At 37.0% G+C, this 15,811-nt stretch carries 19 protein-coding genes and 4 riboswitches; of the genes, 2 read left to right on the top strand and 17 right to left on the bottom strand.

Going from position 1 to position 15,811, the window contains the following annotated elements; genetic code table 11:
• Positions 1 to 36 precede the first annotated feature (36 nt).
• From kdpC to tenA, 17 genes are all read right to left on the bottom strand, one after another.
• Positions 37 to 618 carry a K(+)-transporting ATPase subunit C gene (gene kdpC / locus BPMYX0001_RS03380; protein ID WP_003195330.1) on the bottom strand — a complete coding sequence of 194 codons (582 nt, stop codon included), beginning with the start codon at positions 616 to 618 and terminating at the stop codon, positions 37 to 39.
• A gap of 18 nt (positions 619 to 636) precedes the next feature.
• A complete protein-coding gene (gene kdpB / locus BPMYX0001_RS03375; protein ID WP_033798637.1) occupies positions 637 to 2,736 on the bottom strand; it encodes a potassium-transporting ATPase subunit KdpB in 2,100 nt (699 codons plus the stop codon).
• 13 nt (positions 2,737 to 2,749) lie between these two features.
• Positions 2,750 to 4,417 carry a potassium-transporting ATPase subunit KdpA gene (kdpA, locus tag BPMYX0001_RS03370; RefSeq protein ID WP_006093595.1) on the bottom strand — a complete coding sequence of 556 codons (1,668 nt, stop codon included), beginning with the start codon at positions 4,415 to 4,417 and terminating at the stop codon, positions 2,750 to 2,752.
• Between the two features lie 19 nt (positions 4,418 to 4,436).
• Complete coding sequence (gene kdpF, locus BPMYX0001_RS03365; RefSeq protein ID WP_000972378.1) at positions 4,437 to 4,517, bottom strand: K(+)-transporting ATPase subunit F; 81 nt, start codon at positions 4,515 to 4,517, stop codon at positions 4,437 to 4,439.
• Positions 4,514 to 4,618, bottom strand: a complete 105-nt coding sequence (locus BPMYX0001_RS03360; RefSeq protein ID WP_016113183.1) for a hypothetical protein — start codon at positions 4,616 to 4,618, stop codon at positions 4,514 to 4,516. Before BPMYX0001_RS03360 ends, kdpF begins: the two co-directional genes overlap by 4 nt.
• Positions 4,619 to 4,719: 101 nt before the next feature.
• Positions 4,720 to 4,863, bottom strand: a riboswitch (cyclic di-AMP (ydaO/yuaA leader).
• Between the two features lie 256 nt (positions 4,864 to 5,119).
• Positions 5,120 to 5,341 (bottom strand): hypothetical protein, encoded by a 222-nt coding sequence (locus BPMYX0001_RS03355; RefSeq protein ID WP_006093593.1) that lies wholly within the window; start codon positions 5,339 to 5,341, stop codon positions 5,120 to 5,122.
• A 13-nt stretch (positions 5,342 to 5,354) separates the two neighbouring features.
• Positions 5,355 to 5,753, bottom strand: coding sequence for a hypothetical protein (locus BPMYX0001_RS03350; protein WP_003195320.1), 399 nt, complete (start codon positions 5,751 to 5,753; stop codon positions 5,355 to 5,357).
• 93 nt (positions 5,754 to 5,846) lie between these two features.
• Positions 5,847 to 5,994: riboswitch (cyclic di-AMP (ydaO/yuaA leader) on the bottom strand.
• A gap of 251 nt (positions 5,995 to 6,245) precedes the next feature.
• Complete coding sequence (gene thiD / locus BPMYX0001_RS03345; protein ID WP_006093592.1) at positions 6,246 to 7,058, bottom strand: bifunctional hydroxymethylpyrimidine kinase/phosphomethylpyrimidine kinase; 813 nt, start codon at positions 7,056 to 7,058, stop codon at positions 6,246 to 6,248.
• 6 nt (positions 7,059 to 7,064) lie between these two features.
• Positions 7,065 to 8,084 carry a thiazole biosynthesis adenylyltransferase ThiF gene (locus BPMYX0001_RS03340; RefSeq protein ID WP_018782379.1) on the bottom strand — a complete coding sequence of 340 codons (1,020 nt, stop codon included), beginning with the start codon at positions 8,082 to 8,084 and terminating at the stop codon, positions 7,065 to 7,067.
• Complete coding sequence (thiG, locus tag BPMYX0001_RS03335) at positions 8,077 to 8,847, bottom strand: thiazole synthase (RefSeq protein ID WP_003195314.1); 771 nt, start codon at positions 8,845 to 8,847, stop codon at positions 8,077 to 8,079. The genes BPMYX0001_RS03340 and thiG overlap by 8 nt, the downstream gene beginning before the upstream one ends.
• Positions 8,848 to 8,849: 2 nt before the next feature.
• Positions 8,850 to 9,053: a sulfur carrier protein ThiS gene (thiS, locus tag BPMYX0001_RS03330; protein WP_006093590.1), complete on the bottom strand. Its 204-nt coding sequence runs from the start codon at positions 9,051 to 9,053 to the stop codon at positions 8,850 to 8,852.
• Between the two features lie 251 nt (positions 9,054 to 9,304).
• Complete coding sequence (gene thiO, locus BPMYX0001_RS03325) at positions 9,305 to 10,423, bottom strand: glycine oxidase ThiO (protein WP_018782380.1); 1,119 nt, start codon at positions 10,421 to 10,423, stop codon at positions 9,305 to 9,307.
• Entirely contained in the window at positions 10,416 to 11,036 is a 621-nt protein-coding gene (gene tenI / locus BPMYX0001_RS03320) for a thiazole tautomerase TenI (RefSeq protein WP_018782381.1), read from the bottom strand. The genes thiO and tenI overlap by 8 nt, the downstream gene beginning before the upstream one ends.
• A 10-nt stretch (positions 11,037 to 11,046) precedes the next feature.
• Positions 11,047 to 12,048 (bottom strand): ABC transporter substrate-binding protein, encoded by a 1,002-nt coding sequence (locus tag BPMYX0001_RS03315; protein ID WP_033798634.1) that lies wholly within the window; start codon positions 12,046 to 12,048, stop codon positions 11,047 to 11,049.
• The gene (locus tag BPMYX0001_RS03310) at positions 12,045 to 12,797 is read right to left on the bottom strand and encodes an ABC transporter permease (protein WP_033798633.1); all 753 of its coding nucleotides are present in this window, start codon (positions 12,795 to 12,797) and stop codon (positions 12,045 to 12,047) included. The genes BPMYX0001_RS03315 and BPMYX0001_RS03310 overlap by 4 nt, the downstream gene beginning before the upstream one ends.
• Positions 12,794 to 13,543: an ABC transporter ATP-binding protein gene (locus BPMYX0001_RS03305; protein WP_018782384.1), complete on the bottom strand. Its 750-nt coding sequence runs from the start codon at positions 13,541 to 13,543 to the stop codon at positions 12,794 to 12,796. The genes BPMYX0001_RS03310 and BPMYX0001_RS03305 overlap by 4 nt, the downstream gene beginning before the upstream one ends.
• Positions 13,512 to 14,207, bottom strand: coding sequence for a thiaminase II (tenA, locus tag BPMYX0001_RS03300; RefSeq protein WP_006093584.1), 696 nt, complete (start codon positions 14,205 to 14,207; stop codon positions 13,512 to 13,514). Before tenA ends, BPMYX0001_RS03305 begins: the two co-directional genes overlap by 32 nt.
• An 85-nt stretch (positions 14,208 to 14,292) precedes the next feature.
• Positions 14,293 to 14,395, bottom strand: a riboswitch (TPP riboswitch).
• A 61-nt stretch (positions 14,396 to 14,456) separates the two neighbouring features.
• Positions 14,457 to 14,567, bottom strand: a riboswitch (TPP riboswitch).
• 541 nt (positions 14,568 to 15,108) lie between these two features.
• Here tenA and BPMYX0001_RS34470 point away from each other — a divergent pair.
• Complete coding sequence (locus BPMYX0001_RS34470; RefSeq protein ID WP_006093583.1) at positions 15,109 to 15,510, top strand: M23 family metallopeptidase; 402 nt, start codon at positions 15,109 to 15,111, stop codon at positions 15,508 to 15,510.
• A 6-nt stretch (positions 15,511 to 15,516) separates the two neighbouring features.
• Positions 15,517 to 15,811: hypothetical protein (locus BPMYX0001_RS30115; RefSeq protein WP_081449580.1), on the top strand; the 295-nt coding region annotated here is incomplete at its 3' end.

The following is a 15,811-nucleotide window of genomic DNA, read 5'->3' as shown; positions in this document are numbered from 1 at the left end:
GCTACCTCAATCGATTGGATTGAGGTAGCAACAGTACTATTTCATTATTTTTTGTAATTCTAAATTTAATTTCAAAACGTTCACACGATCCTCTCCAAATAATCCTAATGTAGCACCTTCTGTTTGAGACTTAATCATTTGATTTAGTTTTTCTTTCGGAATATTCGTTAATTTTGAAATACGATCAACTTGTACGTAAGCTGCCTTTGGACTAATATCAGGGTCTAATCCAGAACCTGAATTCGTCACTAAATCCATCGGTACTTCCGTAACTGAAACAGTCGGATTTTTATCCTTCCAATCCGCTACACTTTCTTCTACACGTTTTACTAAATCAGGATTAGATGGTGCATAGTTATTTGATCCTGACGCTTCTGCTTTATATTCTATACTAGAGACGCGTCCATGAAAATAACGTGGGTCTTTAAAGTTTTGGCCGATTAACTTTGAGCCAATTACTTCATTTTTTTCATTATATATAAGACTTCCATCCGCATTATCCTTCATCACTGCTTGCGCAATTCCAGTTACAAGCAGCGGGTATAAAAGCCCACAAAGAACAAGAAATGTAAAGGTAACACGAATGACCGGTGAAAGTATATTTTGTTTTTTAGCCATTTTCTTTTCCCCTCTTCCTTATATGAACAATCCTACAATTAGATCAATTACCTTAATCCCAATGAAAGGAACAATGACTCCTCCAAGTCCGTAAATTAATAGGTTTCGACCAAGCAATGCATTGGAACTCATCGGTTTATACGCAATCCCCTTCATTGCTAATGGAATGAGTAATGGAATGATAATCGCATTAAATATTAATGCTGATAAAATAGCTGAAAGTGGCGAAGTTAATTTCATTATGTTCAGTGCTTCCATTTGCGGAATTGCTAATGTAAACATCGCTGGAATAATCGCAAAGTATTTTGCTATATCATTCGCGATACTGAACGTTGTTAACGCACCACGCGTCATTAACAGCTGTTTACCAATACCTACAACCTCAATAATTTTTGTTGGATTGGAATCTAGATCAATCATATTAGCTGCTTCTTTCGCAGCTGTTGTTCCACTATTCATCGCTAACCCAACATCCGCTTGTGCTAATGCTGGTGCGTCATTCGTACCATCACCAGTCATTGCCACAAGTTTTCCTTTATCTTGTTCTGCTTTAATAACTGCAATTTTATCTTCTGGCTTACATTCTGCAACAAATTCATCTACACCTGCTTCTTTCGCAATTGTTGCTGCTGTTAATGGGTTATCCCCTGTACACATAACCGTTTTGATTCCCATTTGGCGAAGTTGTTCAAAACGTTCACGCATACCAGGTTTTACAGTATCCTTTAAATAGATTAAGCCATAAATACGATCATCCACTGCAACTACAAGTGGTGTCCCACCTTCTTTTGAAATTAAATCTGCCTTTTGACTCACATCTTTTGGAATCGTACCACCTTGCGCTTGTACCCACTCAATAACAGCACCAACTGCACCTTTTCTTACTTTTGTACCATCAAGTAAGTCTACACCACTCATTCTTGTTTCTGCTTTAAACGGAACAAACTCTCCTTGCTCAGCAAGCTCACTGTTATATGATAAAGCTTTTGATTTTACATATTCAATTACAGAACGACCTTCTGGTGTTTCATCTAAAACTGATCCTAATGCAGCCCATTTTGCTAATTGTTCAATTGTTTCGTTTCCTACAGGAAGTAATGTATGTGCCATCCGGTTTCCAAAAGTAATAGTACCCGTTTTATCTAAAATAATTGTATTAATATCACCCGCAGCCTCTACAGCTTTACCTGACATTGCTAATACATTAAATTTCGTAACACGGTCCATTCCTGCAATCCCAATCGCGGATAATAATCCTCCAATTGTTGTTGGAATTAAACAAACAAGAAGTGCAACAAGTACGGCTGTATCAATCTTAAACCCTAAATAATTTGTAAAAATCGGTAGTGTTACAACTACAATTAAGAAAATAAGAGTTAAACTTGTCAGTACTGTATTCAGAGCAATCTCATTTGGTGTTTTTTGACGGGCAGCCCCTTCTACTAAAGAGATCATTTTATCTATAAATGACTCACCTGGATTGCTTGTAATCGAAATTGTAATCTCATCACTAACAACCATTGTACCGCCTGTTACCGAACAAAAATCACCACCTGCTTCTTTAATAACAGGAGCAGATTCACCTGTAATTGCTGATTCATCCACCGATGCCAAACCTTTAATGACTTCACCATCACTTGGAATCATTTCCCCTTGCTTTACAATTACAATGTCACCTTTTCTCAGCTCAGTCGCTGAAACTTGAACGATTTTCCCATTCTCTTTTATGACATTTGCAAATACATCTTTCTTCGATTGTTTCAAAGAATCTGCTTGCGCTTTCCCACGCCCTTCAGCTAATGCTTCTGCAAAATTCGCAAATAACACTGTAAATAATAGAATGAGAGAAACTGTTATATTAAACCAACCTGGTATACTACTAGATATATTAGGAAGAAACGATAAAATAAAAGTGATAATAAATCCAATTTCTACTACGAACATAATTGGATTTTTCACCATTACTTTTGGATTCAGTTTTGCAACTGATTGTTTCATCGCATGTGTAACAATATCACGATCCATTGTTTTCGCTTGTCTAACTTCACTTTCTACAGCATGTATTGACGATGGAATCGATTGATTTGCTTGTTTTTCTTTTACCACTACTGGTTTCATCATTTACCCTCCATTACTTCAATGTAAGAAATTCTGCAATTGGTCCTAGCACTAACATTGGGAAGAACGTTAATGCACCAACAATTACAATTGTTCCAATGAAAATGCCCCCAAATAAACTATTATCTGTGCGGAACGTTCCTACTGTTTCTGGCACTACCGTCTTCTCTTTCAATGAAGCTGCGACAGCTAACATCGTAATTAAACTGAAATAACGTCCTAAAAACATTACTAAACCAGTTGTAATATTCCAAAATGGTGTATTATCTCCTAGTCCCTCAAATCCAGATCCATTGTTGGCAGCAGAAGATGTATACTCATATACAACTTGCGTTAAACCATGAAAACCTGAATGAGAAATCGCATCCGTCCCTAAATGAGTTGAAAGGGCCAATGCTGAAAATCCTAAAATAAGCAATGGATGAAATAATATTGTTACCGCAATTAATTTCATTTCTTTTCCTTCAATTTTCTTACCTAAAAATTCTGGTGTCCGTCCAACCATTAATCCAGATATAAAGACTGCAATAATTGCGTACATAATGATATTGACAAAACCTGCTCCAACACCACCAAACACTGTATTTAACATCATGTTTACAAGTGGTACCAATCCACCAATTGGTGTTAACGTATCATGCATTGTATCAACTGCACCTGTTTCGGCTGCTGTTGTTACTGTCGCATACAGTGAAGAAAAGACTGTTCCAAATCGTACTTCTTTTCCTTCTGTACTGCCTTGCACATGTTCCATACCCATTTGATTTAATACTGGATTCCCATGTAATTCAGATGAAACAATCGTTACAAACCCAATTAAAAATACCATAAATAGGGAAACGAAAAGGATACGCCCTTGTTTCTTATTGCCAACCATTCGTCCATACGTAAACGGTAAAGCTGTTGGCAGTAACATCATGAGCATCATTTGTAAGATGTTACTGATTTGTCCTGGATTCTCAAATGGATGTGTGGAGTTTGCTCCGAAGAATCCGCCACCATTGTTACCAAGTTCCTTAATTGAAACAAATGAAGCTACAGGACCACGCAAAATACTCTGTTTCACACCTTCAATTGTTTGTGCTGTAACTGCTCCGTCTAAAGTTTGCGGTACACCAAGCGCAACAAAAATCAGTGCTGCAACAAATGCAATGGGAAGAAAGACCCTTGTTAAAGCTCGAGTAAAATCAACGAAAAAGTTCCCCAGTTCCTTGCCTGCTAATCCTCTTATAAAAGCCATAACAAGTGCTAATGTCGTTGCCGGTGCAGCAAACATTAAAAATGTGATCCCAATTAATTGTGATAAATAAGATAATCCGTTTTCGCCGCTATAATGCTGTAAGTTTGTATCCGCCATAAAGCTGATTGCTGTATTAAAAGCAAGCGTTGGCTCCATCCCTTCAATATGAGCCGGATTTAATGGAAGCACGCCTTGTAAGCGAAAGATGAAGTATACAACAACGATCATGAAACCATTGAGTGCAACTAGCGATAAAGCGTATTGTTTCCAACTCTGGTTATACGCTTTAACACCTGCAATTTTGAAAATAATCTTTTCAAAAGGCCCAAATACTTTTTCTAATCTGCTATTTCCTTGAAAGGCTTTCTCTAAATAAGTACCCGTTGGCTTTGCGACAAGAATGAATAACAACATTGTGATTACAACTGCGACCCAAATCATAATAAATGCTTCCCCCTAGTTAAAACTTTTCTGGATTTAATAACGCATAAACTAAATACACCGTAATTGCTGCAACAATAACCGATAAGGCAATCATCATGATTGCTTCCCTTCTTTCACAACTTTATCTGACCAGCTCGCTAGCCCTATCATAGATGCTACCAATACAACACAGATTCCGATCATCACAACATCAAGCATTATAATCCCTCACTTTTAAATGTTAAATTTTACCATATACCCATCGAAAAAAGAACACTGAGGCTCTACTCAGTGTTCAAAAATGAACAACACAAAAGTAAACCTCCTCTCCAAACGCTTACGAGGTTAGCTGTCGGATTCGGGCCTAAAGAGTAGCCCTACTTTCGTAATGAAAGATTCACCCCAAGTGACAATGCACAAAATTGGTTCCCCCGCTCCATTTCTGGACTCAGCGATATCAGGTTGTTTTTGGAAATATTTATGAACAATTTATGAATGTAAATATACTCCTCTATATTTAACTTGTAAAGAGTAAAATTACCTAAAATAAGAAAATATTTCATCATTTAAACGCTTACATTGATTAAGATTAATATTTTATCATCTGTTTCCTTGTCTTTTCTTTCTTTTTCATCAAAATCGATTTTTAATATGAAATAAAAAAAGAGAATGAATTTGAGTACCGTTTTAATAGTACCTTGAATTCATTCCCTTTTTGCATTATAAAAATGAACGCAAGTTTCTCCCACGAATATAGACTCGTGTTAGTTCCACATGCAACATTTCATACGCAATAATATCCGTTTCTAAATACAAACTCTCTTCTGATGGCAATATCATATATGGTTTTGGAAACATAGAATCCATTGCTAATTCTTGAACTCGCTCTACTGATACTGCCCAACGATACGCTATATCCTCGCGTAATAACACCTTCATCATCACTTCCCCCGCCCTATTCAAAAAATAAAAAAGAAATGTTATCACAATTTGTAAACACTACAAATGTAGCTCCAATTGTTTGATAGAGCCTTACTGGATATCTTTTATTTCTTGTGACAACTGTAATAGGTGCTTGAAAAGAAAATCGAATACGCTCGGTAAAAAAGCTAACTGTTGGAAGCTCATCTCCTAGCAGGATTACTTTTTTAATCCTCTTGCAAATATTAGTTAAATTCTGCTCACCATTGCAACAATAAGTTGATTCAAATCCACATGCTCGCACTTCAGCCGCTACATGTTCAGTTGCGGTAAAAATAATCATATCTTGTTGAAAAGGCACTAATTCTCGTAAACTGTTTACTTTTTCCTCTTCCCCTACACAAATGAGCGTTACCTCTTTTTCCCCATCCATGTACATCATCCTCCTTAGCATAAAAGAATTCAAATATAGATTGATATTCTCCTATACTAGTCAGACCGATGAAGTGATGTATCCATCCATGCACCATCCTCTCTCAAGACGCTTACGAAGTTAGCTGTCGGATTCGGACTTTGAGAGTAGCCCTACTTTCATCATGAAAGATTCACCCCTAGTGACCATGCACAATTTGGTTCCTCCGCTCCAAATGAATCGGACTCAGCGTTACAAAAAACAGATTCTGGCTGATATAATACTCCTAAATATGGAAAAAGTAAACAATAAAAAAAGCCAGTTATAAAACTGACTTCCCCATCAAAACTTGAATATTTATGCACGGGTTTCTTGACGTTTGCCCCGCATTAACAGGCAGTAAGATCCCCAAAAATGCAGCGAAAGCAAAAGCTACTAGATGGGGAATCAACTGCCTGTAAAAGCCCGATTGGTGAAGGCTAATAATCAGTGGGGGATGAAGCTCTCCACTGATTAAAGTTTCACTTTATATGCAAAATGGTTCGTTGGCCCATGACCACTTCCAATATTCAATTGCTGTTCAATTGCTATGCTAATAAACTTTTTCGCTTCTCGAACCGCTTCTTCGATTGGATACCCATTTGCAAGTCCTGCCGTTACAGCAGATGCAAATGTACAACCGCTACCATGCGTTTGTTTTGAATCAATTCTTTCACTTCTATACTCAATAAATTGTTCACCATCAAATAAGAAATCAATAACTTCATTTCCTTGATAATCCGCATGTCCACCTTTCATAAGAACGTACTTGGCTCCTAATCTATGCAACTCTTTTGCAGCTTCTTTACTATCTTGGATGTTATGAATCTCCATCTCTGTTAATACTTCTGCTTCCGGTACATTCGGAGTCACAACTGTTGCAATTGGTAATAAATATTCCTTTAATGCTTGCACAGCTTCTTGTTGTAACAATGATGCTCCACCTTTTGCAATCATAACAGGATCTAGTACAATATTATTCCAGCCAAACTTTTTAATATTTTCTGCAACGACCTTAATAATTTCACTACTAAATAGCATGCCAAGCTTAACAGCATCTGGTGTTAAATCAGCACCAATTGAATTTAATTGCTCCTGAACCCCTTCAAGTGTAACAGGATATACTCCTTGCACACCAAGTGTGTTTTGAGCTGTAATAGCTGTAATAGCTGTCATTCCATATACACCAAGCTCTTGAAATGTTTTTAAATCTGCTTGAATACCTGCACCACCGCCGCTATCTGATCCAGCAATTGTTAAAGCTTTATTCACTTTCATCTCACTCATCCTTTTCTATCCAAAATAGCGATGATAAATCGTTTTTGCTTCTACTATATCTTTTGTTCCATGCACAAGTACGCGTCCATCTTGAAAGGCAACTAGTCGCTTTCCTTCAACTGAAAATGATAATAAATAGGGATTTACCATTAAATCTGCTACGCGATCGCGCAGCAGCTCTTTATATCGTTTAAAATCTAATTGTTCTTTATAAGGAGGTCTAATTTGAACTGTATTTCTTCCACATAAAACTGCAGTTTTCGATGTATTCTCTTTACTTAAATATGGGTAGAGTGCTTCCCCACCACATGATGGACAATTCGGCTTTCGAAGCTTTTGCACATTCATACATGAATATTCGTTTTTCCATACATCAAACGACACAAGTCCATCACGAAGTGCTTCATAATCCTCTACTAAAATTTTAATCGTTTCCGTTACTTGATGAGAAACAACGAGAGATACAGCAGGTGAAATAATACCTGCTGTATCACATGTTGCTCCGCCAAGCGGAATAGATTGTAATAAACAAGATAAACATGGCGTTTTTCCTGGTAAAATCGTATAAGAAAGGCCGTAACTTCCTACACACGCCCCATAAACCCACGGAATTGAATGTTTTTGTGATATATCATTAACGATAAAACGTGTTTCAAAATTATCAGTCGCATCAATCATTACATCGACATTTGTAACAAGCTCTTCTAATTCCTCTGCTGTCACATCTTGAACATATGCTTCTACAATTACATTGCTATTAATCGCTTGCAAACGTCTTTGTGCTGCTACAGCCTTCGGAAGATTACTTTCTACATCCTCCTCACAATATAGCTGCTGACGTTGTAAATTGCTCCAATCAATATAATCGCGATCCACAATCGTCACATGGCCGACGCCAGCTCTTACAAGCATCTCCGCATTCGCGCTACCAAGTGCCCCAGCACCAATGATTAACACATGCTTTTCGCCTATTTTTTGCTGCCCTTTTTCACCAATTGGAGAAAATAACTCTTGGCGAGAATATCGATTATTCAACTACGCTCATTCCTTCTAACGGGCTACTTGCTGTCGCGCAACGCTTACGTGCAATACGTCCTGCTTCAAATCCTAAACGTCCTGCATGAATACCTAATTTCATTGCTTCTGCCATTTTAATAGGATCCTTCGCTCCAGATACAGCTGTATTTAATAGCACACCATCCGCTCCTAATTCCATCGCAAATGCTGCATCAGCTGGGCTACCAACACCTGCATCCACAATTACCGGTACTTTTGCTTGTTCAATAATAAAGCTTAAGTTTAATGGATTTACAATTCCAAGTCCTGAGCCAATTGGTGATGCACCAGGCATAATCGCATGAACACCAAGTTCCTGTAATTTACGTGCTAATACAACATCATCAGATGTATAAGGAAGAACAATAAATCCTTCTTCTAACAACATTTCAGAGGCTTTTAAAGTCTCCACTGGATCAGGTAATAACGTTCTGTCATCACCAATAACCTCTACTTTTACCATGTCACAAAGCCCTGAAGCTTTTGCTAATTTCGCAATACGAACTGCTTCTTCAGCATTTTTTGCCCCTGCTGTATTTGGGAGTAATGTATATTTTTTTACATCAATTTTTTCTAATAAATTGGGTTGGTCTGCATCAAATATATCCATACGACGTACTGCAAATGTTAAAATTTCTGCCTCTGATACTTCAATTGCTTTTCTTTGTACATCAAAATCAGAAAATTTCCCTGTTCCTAATAAAAGTCTAGAATGAAATGTAAATGGTCCAATGTTCAACATAATCAACCGCCTCCTACGAAAGTTACAATCTCAATTTGGTCTCCATCAAAAACAGATATATCTCGATGGTCTTCTTTTTGCAAAATATCTTGGTTACGTTCCACCACAACAATTTTTGTATCCAATCCTAAATGTGTAAGCAATTCTGCTACTGTCTTAACACTCCCAGGTACCTCTACTTGCTTACCATTAATTTTCAAATTCAAACTTCCATCCCCTTTCTATATAAACCTTTCTTGTTAGGTGGGAGAGAGCATCCGACCATGCATAGAAGCGGTCAGATCCTTTTCCTGCCCCATGCCAAGTAAAAACAAAGAAAAAAAACGAGTGTAGTTCAGCTTTTATTCTTTGTCACATTGACTTACATGTTAAAAAATCAAAATACATTTATATAAAGTGAAACTTTAATCAACATGTGTTCTCTTTATCCCCCATCAATCAGGCGTTTACTGCCAGTTCATGCAGGATAAATTGATTTAGAAACCAATGAATCTAGCAAATAATTCCCTTGCTTTCCTTCTATTAAATCTGCCATATATTGACCAGAAACGGGACTTAATAAAATACCGTTTCTGTAATGACCGGTACAAGCATATAATCCTTTTATTTCCTCGTGTGCCCCCATATAAGGAACCTCGTGATTAGATTGCGGGCGTAATCCCGCCCACGTACTTTCCCATTCAGCTTCTTTCAAAGCCGGCAAGATTGTATAAGCACGTTCTAATATCGAAGTAATACTTTCTGGTTGTACAGACTTAGTAAACGTGTGAGGCTTCATCGTTGCTCCAATTACATAGCGTCCACCACGTTTTGGCGCGATATAAAACCGCTCTTGGAAAATAGGAGATTGCAGCAATGGTTTACAGCTCTTTACGGCAACAACTTCTCCTTTTACAGGATATGTACCCCAATCACTATGAAAATGATGAAGTAGTTTTGTACTCCACGAACCACCAGCAATTACTACCTTTTCACATGTAATCATACCTTCATTCGTAACAATTCCTACTACTCGGTTGTCTTCTATTTTGATATCAAATACTTCTGTTTGTTCATATATATCAGCACCAGAAATGGCCGCAGAGTGTGCAAATGCCTTTGTAAGTTCCGGTGCAATAACATGACCATCTTTTGGATAATATACAGCCCCAATGATCGATGAAGAGAGGAATGGCTCTTTTTCATAAAGCTCATCTCCTGTCAGAAAATATGATTCTTCACCTGTTTTCTGTTGCCAGTCCATAATATCTAGTATTCTTGTCTTCTCATCTTCATTTTGGGCTATACGATATATACCTTTTTCTTCATATCCAATATCAATACCCGTTTTTTCACGTAAAGCTGCTGCAAGTTGTGGAAATATTGCACGGCTTTTTCTAGCAAGCTCAAATAGTGGATCGTACGCATCCCACTCCGCCTGTACACCAAGTAAACCTGCCGCTGCTTTAGAAGCTTCAGACGCAATCCTTTGTTTCTCAACAATTGCAACTTGGTATCCTCTTTCCGCTAGAAAATGTGCAACTGAACTCCCAATCACACCGCCGCCAATAATGGCTACATCATACTTCTTACTCATGATTTTTCGCCCACTTTCTTATTGTCTCCTTGTACAACCTTGCCTGCTTATACGGATTACTATCACTTACAATCCCAGACATAACAGCAATACCACTCACGCCAGCTCTAAGAACCTCTCCTATATTTTTAGGTGTTATCCCTCCAATAGCTGTAATCGGTATCGTTAATCGCCTTGCTATATCTGAAATCTCTTCCAACCCTCTTGCCGGAACATCTTTCTTACAACTCGTTGGAAATACATGACCATAAACAAGTGAATCTGCTCCATTTTTGAACGCTACTATCGCTTCTTCTAAAGAATGCACAGAATAACCAACATGCAAATAAGAAAACTTTTCCTTTACAGACCTGACATCAGCACTTCGATACCCCAATTGTACGCGAGAAATATTTAATAGAATTGCAATATCGATTCGATCATTAATCACAAGCTTAGATGCCGGAAAGCCTCCTTTTAGGAGACCTTCCACACCTTCATATAACTCTTTCGTACTTTTCTCTCGCTCACGAATATGCAAATAATCAATCTCACTCTCAATTTGCATCGCTACATTCGCTAACTCTTCGAATGCCATCTGGCCATTTGAGATAACGTGGAGCTCATCTTTCATATTCACTCGCCTACTTTAAAATATTTTCGAATAATTCATTGGCAGGAACACTCTCTTTTGTCATGCCTTTTTCTTTCAACCATTTATTTTGTTTTTCCCATGACTCTTTCGTATCTGATAAAAATGGCTCATCTTTCGTTTCCATTTTCTCTAACAAAATTTTCATACTTTCTTTTTCAACTTCTGGAACAAGTGGGGAATTTTCCTTTTCTTGATGATTTAATAAAATACCCAGTGCTTCGTCTGGATTCTTTTTCATAAATTCATATCCTTTTTTCGCACCTCGTAAAAAGGCTTGCAACGCTTCTTTATCTTTTTTCAACGTTTTATCACCTGTTACAAAAACAAGTTCATGATAATTTGGTACACCATAGTCAGCTGGGTTGAAGTACGCTGGTTCATGGCCTTCATGACGCATAACAGGAACTTCATGGTTAATATAAGCACCTGTGACAGCATCTACTTTTTTCGTAATTAATGCTGGTACTAAATCAAATCCAACATCTACTACTTTTACAGTATCAGGATTACCACCAGCTTCTTTTACCATCGTTTTTAAATACGCTTCACTTAAAGGTGTTCCGGAATAACCAACTGTCTTTCCTTCTAAATCTTTTGGTGAATTGATTCCCGCTGATTTTAATGATACGACGTGATTTAATGGTGAACGGACCACAGCTCCGATTGATTTCACTGGAATTTGTTCATTTGCTTTTGCAATGACAACGTCTGGTTGATAATATAAACCAACTGTTACTTTCCCCGCTGCCGCTAATGTTAATGGATCGGTTGGATTAGAAGGGAATTTAATATTCACCTTTACTCCTTCTTCTTTAAAGTATCCTTTTTCAATCGCTGCATAGATAAAACTATGCACCGCATTTGGATACCAGTCGAGCATAACTGTTACTTCTTTTTCAGCCTTTTTCTTTTCTGATGATGAATTGCTAGAACATCCTGCAATCATTGCAACTAATAATGTAAACACAAAGATGCGTTTGAATAATTTCATGAATGTTTCCTCCAACTAATGAATTTCTTTTCTAATATAGAAACAAATAATACAAATAAAATAGCTAGTAATGATAGAAGCACAATCGGTGCAAACACACCAGCTCCGTCTAACTGTGTCATCATTCGTTTACTAAAGTATCCTAAACCAGCTTGTGCACCAAGCCACTCACCAATTGCTGCTCCAATGACACTAAGTGGAACAGCAATTTTTAAAGCAGAGAAAAAGTACGGAAGTGCAGATGGCAACTTTAACTTTAGAAAAATATCTTTTTTCGTTGCACCATATGTCACTAAAAGCTCCTCCCATTCCTTTTTCGTGCTGCGCAATCCATCATACGTATTTACCGCAATGGGGAAAAAGGTAATCAAAACTGTCACAACGACTTTGCTCCAAATTGAATAGCCAAACCATAAAACAAATAATGGTGCTAAAGCAGTAATTGGAATCGTTTGTGAAGCAACTAGTAACGGATAAAAAGCTCTTTCTATCCATTTACTCGCATTCATAGACATCGCCAGTCCAACACCAAGTACAATAGAAATAACTACACCGATTAAGACTACATATAAGGTTGCTGGCAAATGAACTGTAAGTAATATGTCACGCAGTGCCCACATTTTAGCTAGAATTGCAGTAGGAGATGGCAAAATATACATCTCATCTACAATTCTAGCCTCCACTTCCCAAGCTATGAGCAGTATGCTACTTAAAATCAGTGCAGGTAGTAGCTCTGTCACACGTTTCATACGAGCACCTGCCTTTGCAGCATACCGAGTAACTCATCTTTTAGCCCTAGTATCTCAGGCTTATGCAAATCTTTTCTTGAGCGCTCCGTTCCAAGTGGTACAACACGCTCCGTTAAAGTTGTTATAGGCTGCTCTGTCACTATTAAAATCCGATTAGAAAGAAAAAGTGCTTCTTCTACATCGTGTGTAATAAATAAAATGGTTTTTTGCCACTGTTTCCATTGCTCAAACAACCATTCTTGCAACGTTGCTTTCGTTAATGCATCTAATGCGCTAAACGGCTCATCTAACAATAAAATGTCCCCGCCTGTTAATAAAGTTCGAATAAAGGACACTCGCTGCCGCATACCACCTGATAAATCTTTCGGATATTTGTTCTCGTATCCTTGTAAACCAAATTGTTCTAACAGGTCTTTTGCCTTTACATGTGCTTCTTTTTTCTTTATCCCCTGGCACTCTAACGGCAGTGCTGCATTTTCAATAATTGTTCTCCATGGCAGAAGCATATCTTTTTGTGGCATATATCCTACAGGATGACTCGAGGTTTCTGTAAGTTGAATCGTTCCAGCCGTCGGTTCTTCTAATCCTGTAATTAAACGAAACAATGTACTTTTGCCACAGCCACTCGGTCCAATGATGCTAACAAACTCTTTTTCTTGCACGAAAGCATCCAGACCCTTTATAATTGGCTTTTCATCATAATGAAAGGAAACATTATGAAACTGTAGTATGCTCTTGCTCCTCAAAACCCCACATCTCCTTACGATACGCCATATCCCAGAATAAATACTCAAAGCGGCTAGAATATAAGAAAACCTCTTCTAATTTGTCTAACTCTTGTTCAGACTTTCCTTCAGCTAGTTCATTTAATAAATCCATTAGCCAAATGCAAAGTTTTCCATACTCTTCTGAGCTATATCCTTGAATCCACTCCCCAAAGAACTCATGATCCCTTGCTCCTGGAATATCATTTAAACGCTTTCCAATTTCCCAGTAGCTCCACATACATGGAAGCAGAGCCGCAATTAACTCTGCAAGCGTACCATTTTGAGATACTGACATCATATAGTTTGTATACGCTAAATTTTTAGCAGATGGTTTTGCCTCTTCCATCTCTTGTACAGAAATACCAAGGCGTTTTGCATACTGTTTATGGATCGTCATTTCTCCATTTAAAATGCCGTCTATTTGTTCTGCAAATTTTGCCATAACTTGCGGATTAGTCGCTTTCACAACTCCAATTGCATATAATTTTGCATAATCTAGTAAATATAAATAATCTTGTATGATGTAATATTGGAATTTATCCTTTTCTAATGTACCGTCCCCCATCCCAGTTACAAATGGGTGATTATGACTTTTTTCCCAAACAGGCTGTACTGTCTCAAATAATCTCTCACAAAACTTCATTTATATTTCCCCTTCCTTTATATCAATTTATTCAAATAAAAAACCACTCCTCTATAAGAAGTGGTTACATCAAATAAAAATACATTTATTCGTTGCTCCACTTCCCTACGCTAGCATAATCTAGATCAGGTCTGTAAGGGTTAAGGATTATTCCTCTCTCAGCACATAAAGCACCCCTAGTGGTTTCTACTATAAAATTGTCAAATAAAAAAGCCCTGTTTCTTTACGCAAAGAAACAGGGACTTACTGTTAATGTCCGAATTGCTTCCCTACGCTAGCATAATCTAGATCAGGTAATAAAGGATCAAAGACTCTCGGCCTTACTCTCAGCTGGCAACACCAACTCTCCTAGCACAATATGAAATTACCATAGTCAGTATAACACTGTCATCCATCATCAGCAACTGTTTTAACTTATCCCAATCCTATTTACGAGCCATGAATCCAATACAAAGTAAGAATTCTTTACATCAAAGTTCTACTTATATAAAATATGAAAAATAAATATATATATCCATTTTGATTTTCCAACATATAAGTCGCGGCTATGAAGAATAAAAGGTGACCTGTACTCATTTTCTCTTTTTGTTTAACTTAGTACGGGGTAGGAAAAGGATCTAACCGCTTCTATGCAAGGTCGGATGCTCTCTCCCTCCTAAAAAGAAAGCTTTTCTGTCAGTTTTTCAATTTAGATTTATATATCTATTCAGAAAATATCAATTATCTTTAATCCATATTATAATGATTATTAATCTGTTATTCTTTTAATATATTTCGATTCCATTAAAAAATTGTTATTTTTCTCATTTCATATTACAGTTATATGAATAATGCACAAAATATTATATCTTTATACTATAATAGGGAATGTATTAACACATCTATGGGGGGCTAATATTAGATGAAACAGAAAGCTACAGCTTTAACGGCAACTACTGTCGCAGTCGCATCTCTACTTCCATCCATAACTCAAGTAGATACACGTACTATAGCAGCTCAAGAATTGCCTACACAAGACACTAAATATATAAAACCGAATCTAAAAATATTATATTCGAATAATAAAATAAAAGCAAGGAATAATGCTAACTCCGTAAAAAATACAAATATTTCTACATCTACTAAACGGAAAAACAGTTATATTGTAAATGTTGGTGATCAAGTTCAGATTGGGGAATTGTTAGGACATATGGGAAATACAGGCCATTCATTTGGGCAGCACCTCCATTTTAAATTACATAATGGTGAATGGAATTTTGAAAAAACAAACGCAGTAAATCCACTGCAGTATTTAGTTCGGTAATATTATATGCCACGTAATATTGCCTTAATAATTGAGTATTTGGCTTTTCTCGGTTTAATTTGTTGTTTAGTAATTTACAATACTAACATTGTTTTTTTGAGTATCGTTATCTTATTTGTTACTATCGAATCTTTGATGGAAGCATTCAAAATCCGACTAAAGAAACACATTTCTCATATATATACTGCATTTGTTATTATCGGCGGTTTAATAACAAATATTATTTATAGTGGTTTTCACCTGGCTGCTATATTCCCTGTATTTTTTATAGGGGTACTACTCATTATTTCCCAATATATTT

Source organism: Bacillus pseudomycoides DSM 12442 (assembly GCF_000161455.1).
GTDB classification, from domain to species: Bacteria; Bacillota; Bacilli; order Bacillales; family Bacillaceae_G; genus Bacillus_A; species Bacillus_A pseudomycoides.
Note: the sequence above shows the minus strand (reverse complement) of the source record. Positions and strands in the feature narration are given on the sequence as shown.